Raw genomic sequence first — 21453 nt, 5'->3', positions numbered from 1 at the left:
CTCAAAATAGGTAATGATAGTTAAAGAGTCAGTTGCAAATTGAGAGTTACTAAATATTAACCCATTCCTACTAATAGGGAACATTTTATGGGATTTGAAATTAAAAAATTATATATTGAATACTATTTTGAATTGAGAGGAAAAGCAGATAATTGATTTCCATCAATGATGAATTTTAAGACGGATACAAATTGAGAAGTGTTGAAAAAACAATACTGAGTTTCAGAAAATTCGTCAAAAATCCATCAAAATTAAAAAATAAAATTGAAGAGTTTTTCGTGCTTAACAAAATGTGACATTAATGTGACAATGGGAATTTATTTTTATGGTACATTTTCATATTTTCTAATAAAACATAGTATTCAATGAAAAAGCCAGTAAAATTAATATTTATTGCCCTCTTGATTACTTCTTTTTTTTCCTGCAACTCCTCAAAAACAGATGACCCGAATTATATCTATTGTGACTTAAAGAATTTTTCATTGAGAATCGAACTAAGTTCAGATACTGCAGTTTATGGAGAGACTGTCTGGGCTAAGCTATTTGTTAAAAATAACTCGGACGAGAAAGATTCAATTGCTTATTTCAATAAATGGGAAATATTAGAATCTCCTATGATTTTAAATTCAAATGTAAAAGATACAAACTGGGATTGCAAAAATCCCGACAGAGCAGGGGATATGATAGTTGATTATTTTAAAGTACCGTATACAGTTTTTAAACCAAATGAAGAGAAATATGAATACATTTATTTTTCAAGATCAGTATACTCTTGTTCAGAAGATACTACTTACAAAACCTATTCACATTATTTAATTCCTGCCGATTATAAAGTATCAGCTCACTTCTACAGCCGGTGTTTTAATTTCCAGGAAAAGAAAAGTGATAATACTTTAAATCTTAAGATTGTTAATATTGATTTGAAGGCATTTAATGAATTGCTGGCAGATGTTGATGATAGAAGTAAATTTTCTTTGACAATATCAAAGGACAGCGTAATTAAATATTATGATTCAAAAATAGAGGAGTATAAGAATTCCCCTTATGAAAATGAATTTTTTTTGAGAAAATTATACTACGCGCATATAACTGCTTATTGGGGAGAAAACGATAGCACAGGATCGCTGAAAAAACTAACTGAGGAAATTAAATATCACGTTTCGGAGAACCCTAATGCTTCACAAGTTCATGCTTTTCTTGATTACTTTAAAATACTCAATTACGGCAGGCAGCAAGATACACTTGGCACTAACCGGTATTTAAAAGACCTTCAATTAAAATACCCCAGTAAGCGAATCGCTCTATGGGCTAAAGAATATTTAGAAAGGGATTATTAATAGCTAAAAATAATTCTGAATTAAATCTATTGCAATCATTTTGTATATTAACAAACTTTAACTTTTTAATGAGGCGAATACTTCCACTTTTAACGACGGGATTTTTATTAATTGCAGCGGCTTTTTATTCTGTATCTATCACTTCATGCCAGAACGTCGTTAAGACTAACGATACTACAATCCATAATAACGGAACCACTATTCAGGGGCACGTTTACGATGCTAAGGGTTTTCCTTTCAGAGGCGTTAAAGTGTACTCCTCAAAAAATAATTATACTACAACTTTAATTGACGGATATTTTTCGCTTTCAAATATAACATATCCTGTCACATTAATGTTATTGAAGGACGGTGATTCAACTTTGAATGTCTATCAGAACCTTAATGCAAACAATACTAACCTTACATATAATTCTTACAGCGATAACACAAACTATCAGGAAGGCGCATTTATCGTTCACTATCCTACTATTCAGCCAAATAAAAATCTTATGATTGCTTTTGCATCTGAAGATATTACAAACTTCAGTTATAATTACTCAATTGCTGATTCAGTTCAGGCAAGAGTACCAATAACTTGGCAGGGAGATAAACAGACAATTCTGGGTAAGCTGATGCTATTAGTTTACCAAAGGAATTTATTTCAACCGTTTCTTATTTCATCCTATGATGCTTACGCCGAAAAAACTGTTTATATAGATACATTGAGAATCATTAATACAACTTTTGTGGGAACCGATTTTACAACCAATCCCGAAGAAGCTGTTGTTGAAGTAAAGAATTTTAATTTCAGTTCATCATCGGATAACAGAATATATTTTAGTCTTGCCGGAAATACGAACTCTGATTTATTCCTCGATAATTATAACTTCAGAGGAGATTTTGATTTTATAGTGCCGAAGATTTTTGCAAATAACAGAATGCATATTACTACAAATGCACCATATACAACGGATAGTTACATTGCAAATAATGCATTCACTCCTGAAAACTCTATAGTGACATTTAACGGAATTCCTGAAATAGCTTTGATAACTCCTCCATTGAACGGAACAAATGTGGATTCCACAACAACATTTTTTGTAAAGGGTAATACAAATTCAGTTGGAGTTTATTGTTATAATTTTAACATCGAAGGGAACTTCCTGTACTCTGTATGGATTTACAATGCGTCGGACACTTTTACTTATCCCGATTTATCTGCATTCGGATTTAATCTTAGAAGAGGCGCAAGCTATAAATGGAGCGTTCAGAAAATGGCTCCGTTCGGAAATCTGGACGACTATTGTTCAGTCCCTACAAATAAAATTCTGAGGAACTTTGATACTCAGGCAAATGCAAGTTACTTCACAACAAGACCGCCTGATACTGTATCCTTCCGTCCGAAAAATAACTCTTTAAAATAGGCTGTAACATTAAAAATCCAAGTTAAACTTATCTGAATAAGCATTGCTCTTAATTAGCGAAACTAACTTATCAGGTTCATCCGTAAGGATTGCATCGATTGGTTTTTCCAAGTCAAGATATTCTTTCATATCGTCTTCATCGTTTACGCACCACGCATGTACAAATTTAAAATCACCGTTATCTCTTAATTCCAAAGCTCTTTGTATTCTTTCAACAAATTTATCTCTGCCGGGAGAAAATACACTTGAGCCCGCTGCAAAGCAGTGATTGAGATTTTTACTTTTGAAAAAATCGTTTACTTCATCCGGCTCTGCATGTTCATCGACTCCGACAAATTCATTGGGATTAGTTGAGTTTAACTTAGCAAGAAATTCCATACCGTTTGGATTACTGACTGTGGTTATAATTTTAACATCGGGAAAATCTAATGAAAAATTATCTCTTATAATTTTATATAATTCGTTTATATCGTAATTGTAATCGGGTTTTAAATCGAATGTAATAATTTTTAAATCGTATTTTTTCTCGAACAATAATTGTTTCAGTTCATTTAGATATTGTGTTAGACTCAGATACTCGCTTCTGAAAATGTCTTCAATAAAATCAGGAATCTGTTCAATGTCTTCATGCACATAAAACTTTTCGGGTTTATCTTTATGATAGCAAATATCAGGTTCAATGCCGTTTGCGCCGTTAGATAAGTATTTATTTACATCTTCGATTGTATTCGGGTTGTGTCCGATTATATAAAAGTTTTTTACCATAAAGTTTTACAACAGTGATAAGATATTTAGAGTTGCAGAAATATGCAGTTTAAAGAAAAGCAAAAACTGATCTGACAGATTCTAATCTGTCTGATCAGTTAATATAAAAATTAATCGCCGGAGCACATTTTAAATTGATAACCACCCCAGGCAAAACCTCTTGTTACTTTGATATAATATGTTCCTGTTGTCAAAGATATTTGTTTAGTGATGTTATTCGTGCCAATTGTATTAAATTCAGTTACAGGTGTTAATCCGTCATTTTTAAGAATTGATACACCGAGGTCCATTTCCTGATTAAAATTAACTTCAGAGCTTTTGTTGATTGTGAATGCATAATTTTTACTTGACGGAATATCTATCCGGAAAAAATCTACCAAATCAGGTGAGTTTGGAGTTTCGCCGTTAAAGCCTATATGTCCGTTTACAATCGTATTTGTCTGAACCAGTATAGAATTTTCTTTTGTATCATTTGGCTCGGTATCTCCTGAGTAAATAGTTCCTATTGTATAACATTTTAAATTAAAATTACCTTTTCCCGCAGTTCTGTTTAATCTGATTATATAAGTGCCTGCTTTAATGTTTAATCCGCCGCCGCCTCCTATAGTGTTTCCAATTGAAGGACCGGAGGTTGAATATATTTTTGTCGATCCGCTGGAATTATAAATTTCCAAAGCTGAGTAATTACTTAAATCTAAATTGACATCTTTAGTTATTCCTAGACTTAACCAGCAGTCTGCATCAAGTGTTAATGTATAATTATCCTGGGGGGTAGTTTCACTTAAATAACCTGCATGGGTTGTTAAGGTTATTAGCCTGCTTTTTTTTGAAGTCGCTTCAACGAAAACATAATATGTATATTTTGTTTCGGGAGAAAAATCATAGTAATCGAAATAGCTGTCATCCTGAGTTGAACCTATGAGAACATCATTCCTGTAGATTTTGTAACTGGATGTAACTCTGGCCAAACTCCATGTCAGTTCCACATGATTTAAGCTTGAGGAACGGGCAATAAGATTTAACGGGGCCCCGGTTTCCGGTGAGGCAAAACTGCAATCAACTGTTTCATTAGTTGTTACTTCCGATTGAGTTACATTTTCTTTATTACAGCCAATTGAGAGGGATACTGCTAAAATGAGAGGACAGATAAGGAGTTTATATAGTTTCATTTTGCTTCTCCGTTTAAATGAACCAAAGTAACGTATTTATAATTAGAAAAAATGGAAAGGTATAAAATGAGTGTTGAAAACCTGACAGGTTTCAAATCCTGCCAGGTTAAATATAATTATTTAATAAGTATCATCTTTTTTGTTTCTGAAAAATTTTCCGTTTTCAGGGTATAGAAATAAATTCCGCTGGTCAGATTCGCTCCGTTAAAATCTGCCTGATATGTTCCTGCAGATAAGTTTTCATTTATTAAACCGGAAACTTCTTTACCTGATAAGTCAAAAACTTTCAGAGAAACGAAAGAGCTTTTAGGTAACGAGAAATTTATTTTTGTATTCGGGTTGAACGGGTTAGGGTAATTCTGTCCCAGTGAATATTGTGAAGGAACATTTGAAGATGTGTTTACAACTCCGGATGTTTGTGAATATTTAATAGTGATTACTTTATTATATATATCACTGACCTGACTGAATCCTGAAACATAAACGTTATCTGCATTATCTAAATTAATAGCTGAACCGAAGCTTTTAGATGTGTTGTCGCCTTTATATCTCGCAGCCCAGAGCTGAACGCCTGAAGGAGAGTATTTTATCGTTGCAAAATCAGTTTCAGTATTTATCCCTTTACTCAGTCCTGTAACATAGACATTTGATAAAGCATCTATGCAAATTTTCCATGCTTTATTCAGGCCATCGGTCATTGAATATGATTTACCCCATTGAAAAATTCCCTGTGAATTATATTTAGCGGTATAATATTGTGTATTTGTTCCGTCGGCTGTGATAGCGCCTGTAGTATAAATATTTCCTGAATTGTCGGTTACTAAATCAAAAACAGAATTCGGCAAAACATTTGAGGGGGGACTGGCTTTCCATTGAAGAACTCCCTGGGAATTGTATTTTAAAATAATACCACGAGCACCCCCGTTCGTGCCTAAACTGTAACCTGTAACAAAGATATACCCATTGTTATCAATCAGCATATTCGTTACATCATTATCAGGGCTTTCAATATTTTGATATATTGCAGACCATTGTAAATCACCGTTGGTATTATATTTTAATAAAGTCAAATTTGAATTCCAGTTTGAATCAACCGTACTTCCGCAAACATAAACATTGCCGGAATTGTCAGTTAGTAATTTCATTGTTTGATCAGCGCTATGCCATGGTCCGTCAAATGTTTTACTCCACTGAAGGATACCGGATGAATTGTATTTTACAATGACCATATCTCTGTTATTGCCGGAAGTGATAGTGCTGGTTCCGCCTATAAAAATATTTCCTGAATCATCACATGAAACTGTATTTGAAATACTTCGTGAGCTTAAAGGAGTTCTGTAAAGATTTGCCCATTGTAATATCCCATCCGGATTGTATTTTACTGTCAGCATGTCTTCACCGCCGTCTCCTGTTATCACAATATTACCTGAATTATCCATGCCCATTGCATACACTAAATCATCAGTATTGGAGGGATTATTATAATGAACTTTCCATAGTTCAGTCCCCACAGAATTGTATTTTATCAGAACGAAATCGCTGCCTTGATTCTGATAATAAGCATCACATGCTACGTACACATTGCTGGCATTATCAATCTTAGAAAATACAATGTCAGTTGTAGATTCGTCAGGTCTTGAAAATGCTGCAGTCCATTCGGGAGTGAACTGAGCGAAAGAACCTGAAACGAAAAGAAAGAGGAAGATGAAAAGAGATAATGATTTGGTGTCCATAAACAAATTTAAATTATCTAATTGAAAAAATAGAAGTGGATTGTTGAAAATTAAGCAGATTAAATTTAAAAGTAAAGTAAAATTTTAAAATTCAGAACCAATTAAACTATTGAAAAAACTATATGCGAAACTTACGCCCCCTCGTAAGTTCTATGCTAAAATATTGATTTAATAAGAACGATGTTTTGGAGTTTATTAATAGTTATTCTTTAATAATAAACTATTTGTATCCGATAAAATATAAAAATTATATTTTCAAAATTAAATCAAGTTTATCCAATTAGTACTAATGGGGAAGTTTAGTTTGAATGGTATTGACAGGTATGGTAGAAAGTAGGGAGTTTATTTCATAAGAAAAATTGTTTAGTTGGAAGTTATTAGATCCATGATTATTTTTACTAACTATGAGAAAGCTAAAAAATATTCATCCGGGAGAAATTCTAAAAGAAGAATTTTTACTCCCACTGGAAATAACGGCATATAAACTTTCGAAAGATATTGCTATTCCTCAGACCAGGATTTCTGAAATTATAAAAGGCAAAAGAGGAATATCAGCAGATACTGCTTTGCGTCTTTCTAAATATTTTGGTAACTCAGCAAAATTCTGGCTCGGTTTACAAAAAGATTTTGATTTGGAAGAATAATGATATGAAAAATGATATTCTGAATGAATAAGAAAGTATTTTAGAGTGAAGATTGAAAGGAAAATTTTGAAATCTCTTATAAAAAACAAAAAAGTAAGAAAGGAGCGTAAAAGAAACCACTACATAATGTAATACATTGTAACACATTGTAACACATTGTGATGCAACGTATTATCAAATAATAACCGATAATAAACCTATGTAGATGGGTTGAAAATCTTTGTAAAGTACAGTATTATATTGTACAATAAGATGCTAGTGAATATTAAAAACTCAAATTTAAAACTTATAAATTCAGTAAATAAATTCCCATGGGATGAGAAATTATAAGTAAATTCTCTAATTATGAGCAAATTTTCAATCTTTTGTATTGCGAAAATAAATTAAATTTTTTTTACCCAAGGTATTGTTTCTGTAAAATAAAAATAGTATTTTTGAAATATCAAATTAAATAAAAGATTATGCTAGAATTTGAGGTTATAAAAATAAAATCTAAGGCAAATATAAAAGCTGCAATTCACAAAACCGGAAAACTGGGCTTTACAAAGGATGCTATTGAGGAGTTGCAATTGGATAAAGGAAAATATGTAAAATTTGCTAAAAACGCGAAGGATAAAAATGATTCTTGTCTTTATATGTTTATCTCAGGCATTAATGAAGAAGGTTCATTTTCAGTAATAAAAGCAGGAGGATATATTTACCTCAATACAAATCTTCTTTTTTCTGAATTAGGATATGATTATAAAAATAAAAAGATTTCATTTTTAATTACTGAGGAAGAACAAGGTGGTACTAAATTTTATAAATTAAGAAAAAGGGAAGAGAACAGGACAAGTAAAAAATAAAAGCTAATGATGTTTGCCCCATCATTAGCTTCATGAATAAAGAAAAAGTTAAAAATTTACGTGCGGGTTTGTCACCCTTTCTCCTCTTTCTTTATTCATAAATTATAGAATTGGTTTAAAAAATACAATTCTAAAAGCAATCTGAATTAACCTTTTAAAAAATTAAATTTGCTTATGAAAAAGCTAATTAAAATTTCAGCCAAGGGAATTGCTAAATTTATGAATTCAACTGGCTCCCAGCAACTAAAAATCCTTCATGACTATAAATATCCAAATCCTGAAGGTAATGCAATGGCGAGTTATTATGCTATAGCACTAAATGTTATTAAAGCTTATCATCGAAATGATAATGATGAGGATTTAATAAGAAAAGAAATTTCTAATTTAAAAGTTGAAAAAGATTCGGAATCGAATAAATCTCGAATAATTAAACTTAGAAGCAACATTTCTTTATTAGAATCTTATAAAGTACATTTTAAAGAGAAAAGATATAGAATTTTAACCATGCTAAGTTCACGAGTTGAGATTGAAGGTGTAAGCTTGTCAATCACTTCCGATATGCATGCTTTTGAAAAAAGCTCGGAGAAATTTATTAAATATATCTGCAACAAAAAGACTTCCGAACTTGAACTTAAAATTATTTCTCAAGTAATTCTTGAGAGTATGGAATTAAGTAAAGTTAATATTCCATCTAACAATATTGAATTAATTGATATACATAGAGGAACCATCTATAAGTTAGCTAGAAATAGAACGCGGTTACGGAATGATTTAGTAGCTGCTTGTAAAATAATTAATATATTGTGGGATCAAATTGAGGAATAAGTGAAATAGTGACTTAATCCCTATTAGAACTAAGAAGTAAGTTTTAAAAAGCAGTTCCTAAATGGAACTGCTTTTTTTATAAATTTTCCGCATTCTATTTCCTACTGAACTTCAATTTTTATTTGCTTATTTTTGTTGTTTACTAATAATTACATAATCTAGATTTAACACCATAATAATGAAATTAGAAGACCTTAACGAACAGCAGAGAGAAAAAATCTCCGAGTTCGGCGTGAATACCTGGTATGTGCTTGACTTGCTAACTCAATATAAAGAGGATGCGGATTCAGTCCCTGAAAAATGGCAGAACTTTTTTAAAGATATAAATATAGATTCGCTTTCATTCAACATAGGAAACGGACATACAAACGGCTCTGCTGTAATGCAATCTGCTCCTACTATAATACAAACTTCAGGCGCAAAAATTACTATGCCTCTTCCGGCTGAAAATGAGAAGGGTGTAGCGCTCCGCGGCGCAGGCGCAAAGATAGTTGATAACATGACGGGCAGTCTTACGATTCCGACAGCTACAACTTTCAGAACTATTCCGGTTAAGGTCCTTGAAGAGAACAGAATAATAATCAATCAGCACTTCAAAAAATTAAATCTCGGTAAAATATCTTTTACACATATAATAGGCTGGGCAATTGTTAAGGCAATTGACTCCGCGCCTGTGATGAATAATTCGTTTACAATTGTGGACGGAACTCCGACACTTGTTGTAAAGCAGGATGTGAATCTGGGACTTGCCATAGATATTCAGAAGAAGGACGGCAGCCGTTCGCTTCTTGTACCGAATATCAAGAAGGCAAACTCAATGAACTTCCAGCAGTTCTTCGATGCATATAATGATATTGTGAACAGGTCAAGAGTAAATAAAATTGAAGTTGCGGATTTCATGGGAACATCTATTACCCTTACAAATCCCGGAACGCTCGGAACCATAGCTTCTAACCCGAGACTGATGATAGGGCAGGGAGCAATTATTGCAACAGGCTCGCTTGATTATCCTGCTGAGTTCCAAGCATCTTCAAGAGAAATTATTACTTCACTGGGTATCAGCAAAGTAATGAACATGACAAGCACCTATGACCACAGAATAATTCAGGGCGCAGAGTCAGGTTTATTCTTAAAGAAAGTTTCTGAATTATTAACAGGTGAAGAAAATTTTTATGAAAATATTTTTGCCGATTTAAAAATTCCGTTAAGACCTGTTGTTTGGAAGCACGATAACAATCCCGAAGATTTTGTAGGCATTAACAACATTGCTGAAATTGAAAAACACGGCAAGGCATTGCAGCTGATAAATATGTTCAGAGTGCGAGGCCACTTGCTTGCTAATATTGACCCATTATTTCCGAAGGTTCAGTATCATCCCGAGCTTGATTCAGCTAACTACGGATTTACAGTATGGGATTATGACAGGGAGTTTATCACTGACGGTCTTGCAGGAAAACGAAGTGCGCCGTTAAGAGAGATATTAAATATTTTAAACGAAACATACTGCGGTTCCATAGGTGTTGAGTACAGACACATACAGGATCCCGATGAAAAGAAATGGCTTCAGGACCAGATGGAATCGACACGAAACAAAGGTAATTTTTCTTTAGAAGAAAAAATGCTGATGCTGAATAAACTTATTCAAGCGGAAAATTTTGAAAAGTTCATCCATACAAAATATGTCGGGCATAAGAGATTTTCACTGGAAGGAATGGAAACAATAATTCCTGTTCTTGATTACTTAAACGATGAAGCAGCAAAAGAAGGAGTGCAAGAAATTGTTTACGGTATGGCTCACAGAGGAAGACTGAATGTGTTAGCAAACATTGTAAACAAATCTTTATACTCAATTTTTTCTGAGTTTGAAGATATAGTTGATACACGTTCTTCGCAGGGTTCTGGTGATGTAAAATATCATTTGGGTGCAACAGGGGAGTATGAAACATTAAGCGGAATAAAAATAAAAGTTTCTATTGCTTCAAATCCATCACACCTGGAATTTGTAAATCCTGTCGTGGAAGGAATTGTAAGAGCGAAGCAGACAAGAACAGAAGATGCTGACAGAAAGAAAACTCTTGCAGTTGTATTGCATGGCGATGCAGCGTTTGCAGGTGAAGGTGTTGTAGCGGAGACATTGAACTTATCTCAGTTAAAAGGATATACAACAGGCGGAACGCTTCATATAATTATAAATAACCAGATAGGATTTACAACTGACCCGAAAGAAGGACGCTCAACTACCTATGCAACTGACGTCGCGAAGATGGTGCAGGCACCGATATTCCACGTAAACGGTGAAGACCCCGAAGCATGTTTATGGGTAACTAAGCTTGCTTACGAGTACAGACAGAAGTTTAAAAAAGATGTAGTTGTGGATGTTCTCGGCTACAGAAAATACGGACATAACGAAGCAGACGAGCCTTCATTCACACAGCCGTTGATGTATAAAGTAATTAAAGGAAGAGCCAGCATAAAAGAAATTTATGAAAGACAATTATTAAAAGCAGGAACAGTAACTGAAGCCGATATAGTAAGGCTTGAAAATATTTATAACGGGAGACTGAACGAAGCATTTGAGAAAGCAAAAGGCTCGCATCAGGAATTCAAACATGAAGACCCGATGGCATTAACGAAAGCTGAAATAAATACAATTCAGCTGGATAAGAAAACGGAAATTACCGAGGGAGATTTCAATAAAATTGTTGAAGCTCTGGTAAAATTTCCGCAAGGATTTAATGTCCATCCAAAACTTCTTAAATTTAATGAATCCAGAAGAGAAATTTTAAATAATGGTGACGCTCCGATTGACTGGTCATTTGCTGAAGCATTGGCATTCGGATCATTGATACAGGAAGGAATCACAGTAAGGCTCAGCGGGCAGGATGTTTCAAGAGGAACTTTCTCGCAAAGACACGTTGTATTTGCCGATGCTGAAAACGGACATGAGTTTATCCCTATAAATGCTCTTTCAACAAAAGATGCAATATTTGAACCTGTGGATAGCTCGCTCTCTGAAATTGCTGTGCTTGGTTTTGAATACGGTTATGCAACGGCTGATCCGATGGCATTAGTTATATGGGAAGCGCAGTTCGGAGATTTTGCTAATGCCGCGCAGGTTATCATTGATAACTTCGTTGTATCTTCTTATTCAAAGTGGAATCTGCATAATAATCTTGTAATGCTTTTGCCGCACGGACAGGAAGGGCAGGGACCGGAGCACTCAAGCGCCCGTCTTGAAAGATTTTTAACTCTCTGCGCAGATAACAATATGTATGTTTGTAACGTTACTACTGCATCACAGTATTTCCATTTGCTGAGAAGGCAGGCAAAGCTTACCGGTACAGACAGAAAACCGTTGGCATTAATGACACCAAAAAGTTTGTTAAGGTCACCATTGGCTGCCTCACATAAAAAAGATATACTTGAAGGAAAATTCTGGGAAGTGATTGAAGATATTAATCTTGCCGGAAACACCAACGATGTTAAGACTATAATTTTAACAAGCGGAAAAATTTATTATGATGCCGATAAGTACAGAACAGATAATAACCGAAAAGATATTGCTATAGTAAGACTTGAGCAGTATTATCCTTTCCCGGAAGACTTGCTGATATTTGTACTTGCTCAGTATAAAAATGCAAAGAGCTTAGTATGGCTGCAGGAAGAACCCGAGAACATGGGTGCATACAATCATTTAGCTCTTGACCTGATAAGACTAGTTCAGAACAAAATGAAATTCTATTCAGTTTGCAGGGAGCCGAGCGCAAGTCCGGCACCGGGCTCTAATAAGGTATTCCAGATTACACAGAAAGAAATTATTGCTGAGGCATTTTCAGTCAGCAATTAATAATTATTTATTTTACTAGTTTGAAGCCTTTTTAATGAAAATTAAAAGGGCTTTTTTATTTTATAATCCAGTAATTATTAAACAATTCTCTCGTAACAATTCCTGCTTATTTTGCAAGAAAACTCAATTTATGTGTTTATTTTATCATCTTTTTCAGTTACATTAAATCCAATACCATGGTTCACTAATGAAAATTTTGCTATGAAAAAACTTTTTACATTCTCCCTAATTTTTTTCGGTTTTTTGGCTTTAAATTTACAGGCTCAGACATACACTTGGAACAGAACAGATTCTGCTGATTTTCAGGTCGCATCAAACTGGACACCGGACAGAACAACTCCTGCGGCTACAGATGTTCTAGTTTTTAATAACGGCGCTACAGGAACAGTAGTTTATAATATTCCAGCTACACAAACAATTGCAGGTTTTCAACTTTCCAATAATACATTTGTAAGAATTACAAATGGCTCAACAACATTAATTACTATTTCAGGCGGCACAGGTCCGCAGTTTTCAATTGGTGCAGGAAGCACATTAGAAGTTTGTGGTGCAGCAACAAAAGATTCTATAGGATTTAACCTTACAACGGGAACAACTGCTTCTATTAGCGGTATTTTTACAATGAAATCTTATGGAGGAACGCCGGGGCACAGGTTTAGAGTAAAAGATGCAAGCGGAGCAACATTTAATAACGGTTCGGTATTCACATTTGGTCCTGCAGTTGCAGGTAATTCTTTCGGTGCGGCTGCAAATGCTTCATCAGGTAATAATTCTGTAGTTTTTGCTAGCGGCTCAAGATATATTTTAAAAGCCGGTGCAAATCCTTTTGCACAATCAACACCAAATTCATTTGTAGTTTTTAATAGTGGAAGTACATACGAACATCAATCTACGGGTGCGCCTTCGTTATCAGGCAGAACATTTGCTAATTTCGAAATGAATGCAGCTGGTTATAATACGGGTTCCACAGGTGGCGGTACTTTTACAGTTGAGAATTTAACAGTAACGGATGCTACTTCATTTGGTATTAATCTTACAGGAAGAATAAATATTAAAGGAAATATTTCAATTGCAGCAGGAAAAACTCTTGCATTCAGCCCGGCAACTGCCGATACACTTTATTTAAATGGAACATCAAATCAAACTATAAACGGTGCAGGTACATTAACATTCGGAACAGGTTCAAGAATTTTGGTAAATAATTCTGCAGGGATAACATTAAACAGAAACGTTATTCTTGGGGGCGAATTAAATATGCAGTCCGGTAATATTACAACAGGTGCAAATATATTAACACTTGGCTCAGGCACATCTGCATTAGGCACTTTAGTTTACACTTCAGGAACAATTATCGGTAACTTTGAAAGATGGTTTGCAGCTTCCACAGTTTCCAATGTTTTATATCCTGTCGGAACAACTACTGACTACAGACCTTTTACAGTTTCGTTCCCGACAGTAGCTCCTGTAACAGGCGGAACAATTATTGTTTCTCATACAGACGGAACAGATGGAAGTGATTTAACAGTACCGATTAACGATGGCGGATTTAACATCACAAGACGTTCAAATATGTTCTGGACTTTAACTGCTGCTAACGGATTAGCAGGCGGCACATACGATTTATCAATTGACGGAAACGGACAAAATGGAATTAACGATGCAAATAATTTAAGAGCAATCTATTCGACTGATGGAACAGTTTTTTCAGTTTTAGGAACTCATGCAGTGGGAACAGGAACAGTTGCTAACAGAACAGGAATTATCGGCGGTCTACCTGGAAGTTTTTATTTAGGCGGTAATAGCACAAATAACCCTCTTCCTGTAGAACTTGACAATTTTGTTGCAACAACAATTAAGAATGAAGTAATTCTTGACTGGGCAACCGGGCATGAATTAAATAATACAGGCTTTGAAATTGAAAGAGCGGTTTTAACAAATAATCAAAACGGAACTGACGCTGATGTAAATTTCCAAACAGTTGCATTTGTTGCAAGCAAAGGAAACTCAAACAATGTTCAGGGCTATAAATATATTGACGGAAATCTTCTTGTCGGCAGATTTGCATACAGATTAAAACAGATAGATTACAACGGAAACCACACTTACTTCTTATTAAATAATGAAGTGATTGTTGCATCTCCTAATAAATTCGCAATAAGCCAAAATTATCCTAATCCATTCAACCCTGCAACTAAAATTGCTTTTGAAATGCCGTTTGACGGTAATGTGAAGATTGTTGTATTTGATAATCTTGGCAGAGAAGTAAAAACTTTAGTAAACGGAAATGTCAATGCCGGATATAATAAAGTTGATTTCAATGCTTCGGGCCTTCCAAGCGGAATTTATTTCTACAGAATAAATGCTGTATCGGGCACAGAAAAATACGAGAAAGTTTTTAAAATGATGCTTGTAAAATAATTTAACAAAATATTTTTTTTAAAAGGTCTGTAAGATTCAATCTTGCAGACCTTTTTTTATATAACTCAGATATTAGAAATCGTCTTAAAATGTTAGGATTTTGTTAGGATTAGTTTTAATTTGTTAATACATCATTTTTAATGTAAGTTTAATATCTAACGAATCTCAAATGAGAAAATTTCTTACTTCAGTTTTTTTATCTTTTGTTATATTGCTGCTTTCTGTTTTTACCCCCGTTAAAACGAATGCAACAACTTATATAATTCAGGTTGTCGATAGTTTTTTTAATCCTAATTCTCAGAATGCTGCAGTCGGCGATACGATACTTTTTCAATATGTCGGACCTACACGTTCACACACCGCAACTTGTGATCCCGGAATTGACCCTACAACTTCTTTACCCGTAGGGGCAGCAACATTTGATGCGCCATTAAATTCAGGAAGCCTTTCTTTCACTTATGTTTTGACTGTGGAAGGAACCTACCAATATAATTGTCAGTTTCATGCGGGCTCAGGTATGACAGGAATTTTAAATGTTGCAGCAGGCGGACCTCCAACATATGTATGGAACAGAACAGACTCAGCAGATTTTCAGGTTGCTTCGAACTGGACACCCGATAGAACTACTCCCGGAACAACGGATGTTTTAGTGTTTAATAACGGCGCTGCAAATACTATTGCTTATAATATTCCTACACAAACAATTGCAGGATTTCAGGTTACCTCCAATACAACTTTAAAATGTTACGATGCTTTTGCAGGTGCAAGCACAATAACTATTACAGGCGGAACTAATCCCAATTTGCAGGTTGAAGCAGGTTCAAATTTAACATTTGCTTCTTCAGGAGCAAATACGAATACTATTGTAATGAATCTTGCTATGGGTACAACGGGATTAATAGGCGGGACATTTACTTTTACTTCAACTCTTACCGGAACCGGTCATAGATTACAGGCTGTTGATGCAGGCGCTGTTGTTTTTCAAAACGGTTCAATATTTAATTACGGACCTTTCGCTGGAGGTAATGCTTATGGCGCTGGTTCAGGTGCTTCAGGTTTGAATTCTGTTGTATTCCAAAACGGCTCTAAATTTGTTTTCAGATCAATCGCAAACGGAGCTAATCCTTTCGGCGCATCAGCTCCGAATACTGTATGTGTGTTTCAGACAGGAAGTACTTATGAACATCAGTCAAATTTATCTCCTGTAGCATCGGGAAGAACTTATGCTAACTTTGTAATGAATTTAGCAGGAGGCACTGCCAGTGTGACAGGCGCAAGCGCATTGACTCTGGATAATCTTACCGTAACTGACGGTACGTTCAATTGTAATATGACAGGAAGAATAAATATAAAAGGTAATATTTCCGTTGCAGCAGGTAAGACACTGAATTTTACTCCTGCAAGTAATCCGGTCGATTCGTTAGTATTCAATGGAACATCACAGCAGTCAATAAGCGGAGCAGGAACAATCAATATAACAAATACTTTAACAATCCAGACAAAAGTTTTGTTAAATAATTCAGCCGGTTTAGTTTTGAATAAAAACATTACTTTTCCCGGCTCCCTAAATCTTTTATCGGGTAATATTACAACCGGTTCAAATACATTAACATTAGGTACAAGTATACTCAATTTAGGCACATTAACAAGAACATCGGGTACCATCATCGGAAATTTTTCAAGATGGTTTGCTCCATCCACAGTCTCCAATGTGTTATTCCCTGTAGGTACTGCAACAAATTACAGACCTGTGCTTTTTACATTAACTTCAAATCCTTTTTCTGGAGGCACAGTTACTGTAGGTCATACTGACGGTACTGATGGTTCTGATTTAGCGGCTCCGTTCTCTGATGGCGGTTATTCAATTGAAAGACGTTCAAACATGTTTTGGACAGTTACTCCTTCTTTTTCAGATGGAGTATATACTGTTTCTGCTGACGGTAACGGGCAGACCGGTATTACAGACATTAATAATTTACGCCTTATTTATTCTCCTGACGGAACTACATTTTCTGCACCCGGTACACATGTTGCCGGTTCGGGCGGTTCAGTTGCATCAAGAAGCGGTTTAGCCGGTTCAGTTGCAGGTAATTTCTTCCTTGGAGGAAATAACAGCAATAATCCACTGCCGGTAGAAATGGATAACTTCGTTGCATCGACGATTAAAAACGAAGTTATACTTGACTGGGCAACAGGGCATGAACTTAATAATTCGGGATTTGAAGTTCAAAGAGCTTCATTGATTCCAAATCAAAATTCAACAGATTTTGCATCAACAATAAATTATACAACAGTGGGTTATGTTCAAAGCAGAGGTAATTCAAATCTGGAACAGACTTATAAATTTAACGATAGAAATCTTCAGGCGGGAAGATATGCTTACAGATTAAAACAGATAGACGTAAACGGAAACTACACATATTTTATTTTAAATAATGAAGTCTTTGTAAATTTACCTGCAAAGTTTTTTATAAGTCAGAATTATCCTAATCCGTTCAATCCTACAACAAATATTAATTATGAAATTCCTTTCGACGGAATGGTAAAAATACTTGTGTATGATAATACAGGAAGGGAAATAAAAACGTTAGTGAACGGTAACGTAAATGCGGGATACCACAAAGTTGAATTTAATGCTTCAGGTTTACCAAGCGGTGTTTACTTCTATAGAGTGAATGCATCTTCAGGTTCACAAAACTTTGATAAAGTCTTTAAGATGATGCTTATCAAATAAAAGCTCAAAGCTAAACTCTAAGTTATATTAAAACCTGCCGTAAGAATAGGGTAGGTTTTTTTATATTAATCCTACAATTTCGTAGTATTTCTAATAAAATAATTATATTTTTGTAGATTGTAGTCTTTACTAAATCTATATAAGAGTATATAACCCTAATTTATGAGAAAATCTTTTACAATTTTTTCAATTTTTGCTGCAATAATAACATTCGTGTTTATCCCCGTAAATACGAATGCCACCACTTATACTATCACTGTTAACAGCAATTTTTTCAGTCCTGCATCTCAGAATGTACTTGTCGGAGATACTGTCCATTTTCAATGGGTGAGCGGTTCTCACACAACAACATGTGACCCGGGAACATTACCGGGAACTTCCTACCCTGCAGGATTTTTCGGATGGGATGCAAATATGAACAGCGGCAGCACAGATTATTATGTTCTTATTACTCAACCCGGAACTTATGTTTATGGCTGCCAGCCTCACTGGCCTGCTATGCAAGGTACGATAACCGCTACCACAGGATATAAATACTGGTATGGAATAAACGGAGGCGGAGATGGTACATCATGGGCAGATCCTCTGAACTGGTTAGACGGAGTTGCTCCTGTTTCAACAGATACTGTAAAACTTACCAACTCATTTGTTACAAGTACATATATTGTCACTTTACCCACAGGCGCTGTAAATACTAATGTAAAAAGATTAATAATAGAACCTACTGCACCTAACTATGTTTATTTAACATTGCCTTCAGGTAATACAAATAATCCCGGACTTACAGTCGGAGACGGTGTAAGCGGTTCATACGATTTTATATTAAAAAAGAACAGCGTATTTACGAATTCTTCAGGAGCAGCAGCAGGAACGGGCTTTGCATTTGCAGCTACTTCGGATTCAATACAATTGCAAGATAGCTCTATGTGGGTTCATAACTGCACACGCGGTACATCAGGTATCGTCCAGCAGCTTTCAAAGGCTACTAATTGTAACAGAGGTATATGGAGGTTTGATGTTCCAACAGCAAGTAGTTTTTCATTGACAGCATCCGGAATAAGTTACGGCTCATTACAGCTTTACGGTCTGGCTGCAGGCGGAGGATTACTTTCTAAAAAATATGTACGCGCCGGCGGAACCGCTTTAACTATACGCGGCGATTATTATATTGAAGAACATGCTTATGATAGTACTGCTATGACAAATAATTTGAATATATGGGGGAATTATACATGCTATGGGAAAATTGTTTATGCATTATCATCAACTCAAACTATAAATTTTAACGGTACGTCATTACAGACAATTACTTGTGACGGATTAACTTCTGCAAGCTTTACAATTTCAAGATCAGTAACATTTAATAATGCAGCAGGATTTTATATCGCTTCGCCATTTTATTCCGATTCTGTAATTATGACTCAGGGCAATATTAATTCAGGCGGTGGTGCCTGGCTCGGAGTTGGGTATGATGCGAACAATCCCGGGTTCTTAAGCAGAACGGGAGGCATTGTTACAGGGCAAATGGAGAGATGGTATTTAGCAGGAGCAGTTTCGGATTCTCTTAGTTTTCCTGTAGGTACTTCTTCAGTTTTAAAAGAAGCTAAAGTAAGGTTTTCTACAGCTCCTACAACTGCAGGAAGAATAGGTATGAAATTTATAGATAACGGAACCGGAGGAAGCGATTTAACTCCATTTGGATTAGTAGATGGCGGATATTCCATAACAAGAAGGTCTGATTCTTATTGGCTGATGACAGGTACTCTTTTAACAGGCGGTTTAATAGATGTTGCGCTTGACGGAAACGGACAGGCAGGAATAACGGACCCTCAGAATATGAGAGTAATCTGGTCAAACGACGGCACAACTTTTACTTTACAAGGAAGCCATAAGGACGGAAACAATTCTACAGCAAGAAGAACAGGAATTAGCTTTTACTTCAGCAATTTTTATCTGGGTGGAAACTCATCATTCAATCCTTTACCTGTTGAGCTGAACAGCTTTGCAGCTTCTACTATTAAAAATGAAGTTATACTTGACTGGGTAACAGGACATGAAACAAATAACAATATGTTTGAAGTTCAGCGAGCAAATGTTAACTCAGGAAAGACAGGTGACTTTACAACAGTTGGTACAGTCCCGAGCAGAGGAAATTCAAATTTGCCGCAGGCATACAGATATTCAGATAAAAATTTATCCATCGGAACTTATGCTTACAGATTAAAACAAATTGACCACAACGGTAACTTTGAATATTTTGCGCTTAACAACGAAGTAAATGTAGGTCAGCCAAAAGATTTTATTGTAAGCCAGAATTACCCGAATCCTTTTAACCCAACAACAAACATTGATTACGAAATTCCGTTTGACGGATTAGTAAAAATAATTGTGTTCGATAATTTGGGTAGGGAAGTGAAAACTCTGGTAAACTCAAATGTAAACGCAGGATATTATAGAGCAGAGTTTAATGCTGCGGGACTTCCGAGCGGAATTTATTTCTACAGAGTAAACTTAACATCAGGCTCTCAGAAATTTGAGAAAGTTTCCAAGATGATGCTTGTAAAATAAAATAATTTAGTTTTAAATTTTAAAAGTCCGTTTCAGAATCTGATTCAAGTTCTTCTTCTTCAGAATCTAAACGGGCTTTTTTTATTTCTCCTTGAATCTCTATAATAACTTCTTTAATTGATTTTTGTTTTATCCCATAGCTTTGGAGTTTAGATGTATCCATTGAAACATTTGCCACAAAAATATCTCCAAGCATTTTTTGTCCGTCAGTTTTTACTAAGTTGTTTTTATCGAATCCGAAAACATCACAAACCAATTCTCCCATAGCATAACGCGAAATTTTTTCTGCACCGCCGAAGTTTATGATTTCGTTTGAAATATTTTTTTCAATCAGCTCAGAAATAATCCTTGCACCGTCTTTTGCTTCGAGCGGAGTTCTGTACTGATTAAAAAATAAATTTACTTTTTCATTGTTCTCTAATGCTTCCAGCATATTCTGAAAGTGAGTCCGTGTATGGCTTAAACCCAATCCGTACAATAAAGAAGTTCTGAGAATTATATAATCTTTGCAATTTTCTTTTAAAACTTCTTCTGCTATAACTTTTGTCTCAGCATATAAAGATTTTGGTTCAAGCGCGCCACCTTCATTAATTAATACATCATTACTTTTATAAACTAAATCAGTAGAAGTGAAAATTAATTTTGAGTTGTATTCGTTAGCTTTCTCTGATAAAGTTTTTAACAGATTTATATTAAAGTTTATAACATCTTCTTTTTCAGTTTTATTGCAAATATCGGGAGTGGAATATGCGGCAGTGTGTATTATAATTTCGGGTTTAAAATTTTTGAAAAGATTGGATAATGCAGACTGATTTCTTAAATCAATCGAAGCACTTCTATAATTAAGACAGTTGCCGGGGTTAGTTCGGAAAGTGGTCATAATTTCAAACTTATTATTCAGTTCAGTATTTAGATATTGTCCAAGAAATCCGCTTCCGCCGGTTATTAAAACTCTTTTTCTTTTCATTTTAATTTACTAGGTATAATAACAAAAAAGCCCGGCATTTTACAATACCAGGCTTTTGGCTCGACGAGCAGGATTTGAACCTGCAACCCTTCGGTTAACAGCCGAATGCTCCACCATTGAGCTATCGTCGAATAAAATTAAAAATAGTAATATTTGATATTTTAAGCAATATAGAATTCACTACATTTTAAGAAA

The 21453-nt window shown here is 35.0% G+C and carries 13 protein-coding genes and 1 tRNA gene; 9 read left to right on the top strand and 5 right to left on the bottom strand.

Annotation, left to right across the window (positions count from 1 at the left end; translation table 11 throughout):
• Window positions 1–365 precede the first annotated feature (365 nt).
• Entirely contained in the window at window positions 366–1337 is a 972-nt protein-coding gene (locus JST55_13830) for a hypothetical protein (protein MBS1494588.1), read from the top strand.
• Window positions 1338–1405: 68 nt separating this feature from the next.
• Window positions 1406–2743: a hypothetical protein gene (locus JST55_13825; protein ID MBS1494587.1), complete on the top strand. Its 1338-nt coding sequence runs from the start codon at window positions 1406–1408 to the stop codon at window positions 2741–2743.
• Window positions 2744–2752: 9 nt separating this feature from the next.
• Here JST55_13825 and JST55_13820 read toward each other — a convergent pair whose 3' ends face one another.
• The 3 genes from JST55_13820 to JST55_13810 all read right to left on the bottom strand — a co-directional run bounded on the left by JST55_13820 (window position 2753) and on the right by JST55_13810 (window position 6410).
• Window positions 2753–3508, bottom strand: coding sequence for a hypothetical protein (locus JST55_13820; GenBank protein ID MBS1494586.1), 756 nt, complete (start codon window positions 3506–3508; stop codon window positions 2753–2755).
• Between the two features lie 110 nt (window positions 3509–3618).
• A complete protein-coding gene (locus tag JST55_13815; protein ID MBS1494585.1) occupies window positions 3619–4677 on the bottom strand; it encodes a hypothetical protein in 1059 nt (352 codons plus the stop codon).
• A gap of 116 nt (window positions 4678–4793) precedes the next feature.
• Window positions 4794–6410 (bottom strand): T9SS type A sorting domain-containing protein, encoded by a 1617-nt coding sequence (locus JST55_13810; GenBank protein ID MBS1494584.1) that lies wholly within the window; start codon window positions 6408–6410, stop codon window positions 4794–4796.
• Between the two features lie 404 nt (window positions 6411–6814).
• On the opposite strand from JST55_13810, the gene JST55_13805 reads away from it, so the two are divergent.
• The 7 genes from JST55_13805 (at window position 6815) to JST55_13775 (ending at window position 20291) form a co-directional block, all read left to right on the top strand.
• The gene (locus JST55_13805; protein MBS1494583.1) at window positions 6815–7054 is read left to right on the top strand and encodes a HigA family addiction module antidote protein; all 240 of its coding nucleotides are present in this window, start codon (window positions 6815–6817) and stop codon (window positions 7052–7054) included.
• 461 nt (window positions 7055–7515) lie between these two features.
• Window positions 7516–7899, top strand: a complete 384-nt coding sequence (locus JST55_13800; protein ID MBS1494582.1) for a hypothetical protein — start codon at window positions 7516–7518, stop codon at window positions 7897–7899.
• Window positions 7900–8073: 174 nt separating this feature from the next.
• Window positions 8074–8724, top strand: coding sequence for a hypothetical protein (locus tag JST55_13795; GenBank protein ID MBS1494581.1), 651 nt, complete (start codon window positions 8074–8076; stop codon window positions 8722–8724).
• A gap of 217 nt (window positions 8725–8941) precedes the next feature.
• Complete coding sequence (locus JST55_13790; protein MBS1494580.1) at window positions 8942–12571, top strand: multifunctional oxoglutarate decarboxylase/oxoglutarate dehydrogenase thiamine pyrophosphate-binding subunit/dihydrolipoyllysine-residue succinyltransferase subunit; 3630 nt, start codon at window positions 8942–8944, stop codon at window positions 12569–12571.
• Between the two features lie 243 nt (window positions 12572–12814).
• A complete protein-coding gene (locus tag JST55_13785) occupies window positions 12815–14989 on the top strand; it encodes a T9SS type A sorting domain-containing protein (protein ID MBS1494579.1) in 2175 nt (724 codons plus the stop codon).
• A gap of 169 nt (window positions 14990–15158) precedes the next feature.
• Window positions 15159–17723, top strand: a complete 2565-nt coding sequence (locus tag JST55_13780; GenBank protein MBS1494578.1) for a T9SS type A sorting domain-containing protein — start codon at window positions 15159–15161, stop codon at window positions 17721–17723.
• 162 nt (window positions 17724–17885) lie between these two features.
• Window positions 17886–20291: a T9SS type A sorting domain-containing protein gene (locus JST55_13775; GenBank protein MBS1494577.1), complete on the top strand. Its 2406-nt coding sequence runs from the start codon at window positions 17886–17888 to the stop codon at window positions 20289–20291.
• A 19-nt stretch (window positions 20292–20310) separates the two neighbouring features.
• On the opposite strand, the gene JST55_13770 is transcribed toward JST55_13775, so the two are convergent.
• Together JST55_13770 and JST55_13765 are read right to left on the bottom strand one after the other, a co-directional pair.
• Window positions 20311–21258, bottom strand: a complete 948-nt coding sequence (locus JST55_13770) for a sugar nucleotide-binding protein (protein ID MBS1494576.1) — start codon at window positions 21256–21258, stop codon at window positions 20311–20313.
• 56 nt (window positions 21259–21314) lie between these two features.
• Window positions 21315–21389 (bottom strand) — tRNA-Asn (locus tag JST55_13765).
• Window positions 21390–21453 lie beyond the last annotated feature (64 nt).

Source organism: Bacteroidota bacterium (genome assembly GCA_018266835.1).
Lineage (GTDB): Bacteria > Bacteroidota > Ignavibacteria > Tepidaquicellales > Tepidaquicellaceae > JAFDZO01.
Note: the sequence above shows the minus strand (reverse complement) of the source record. Positions and strands in the feature narration are given on the sequence as shown.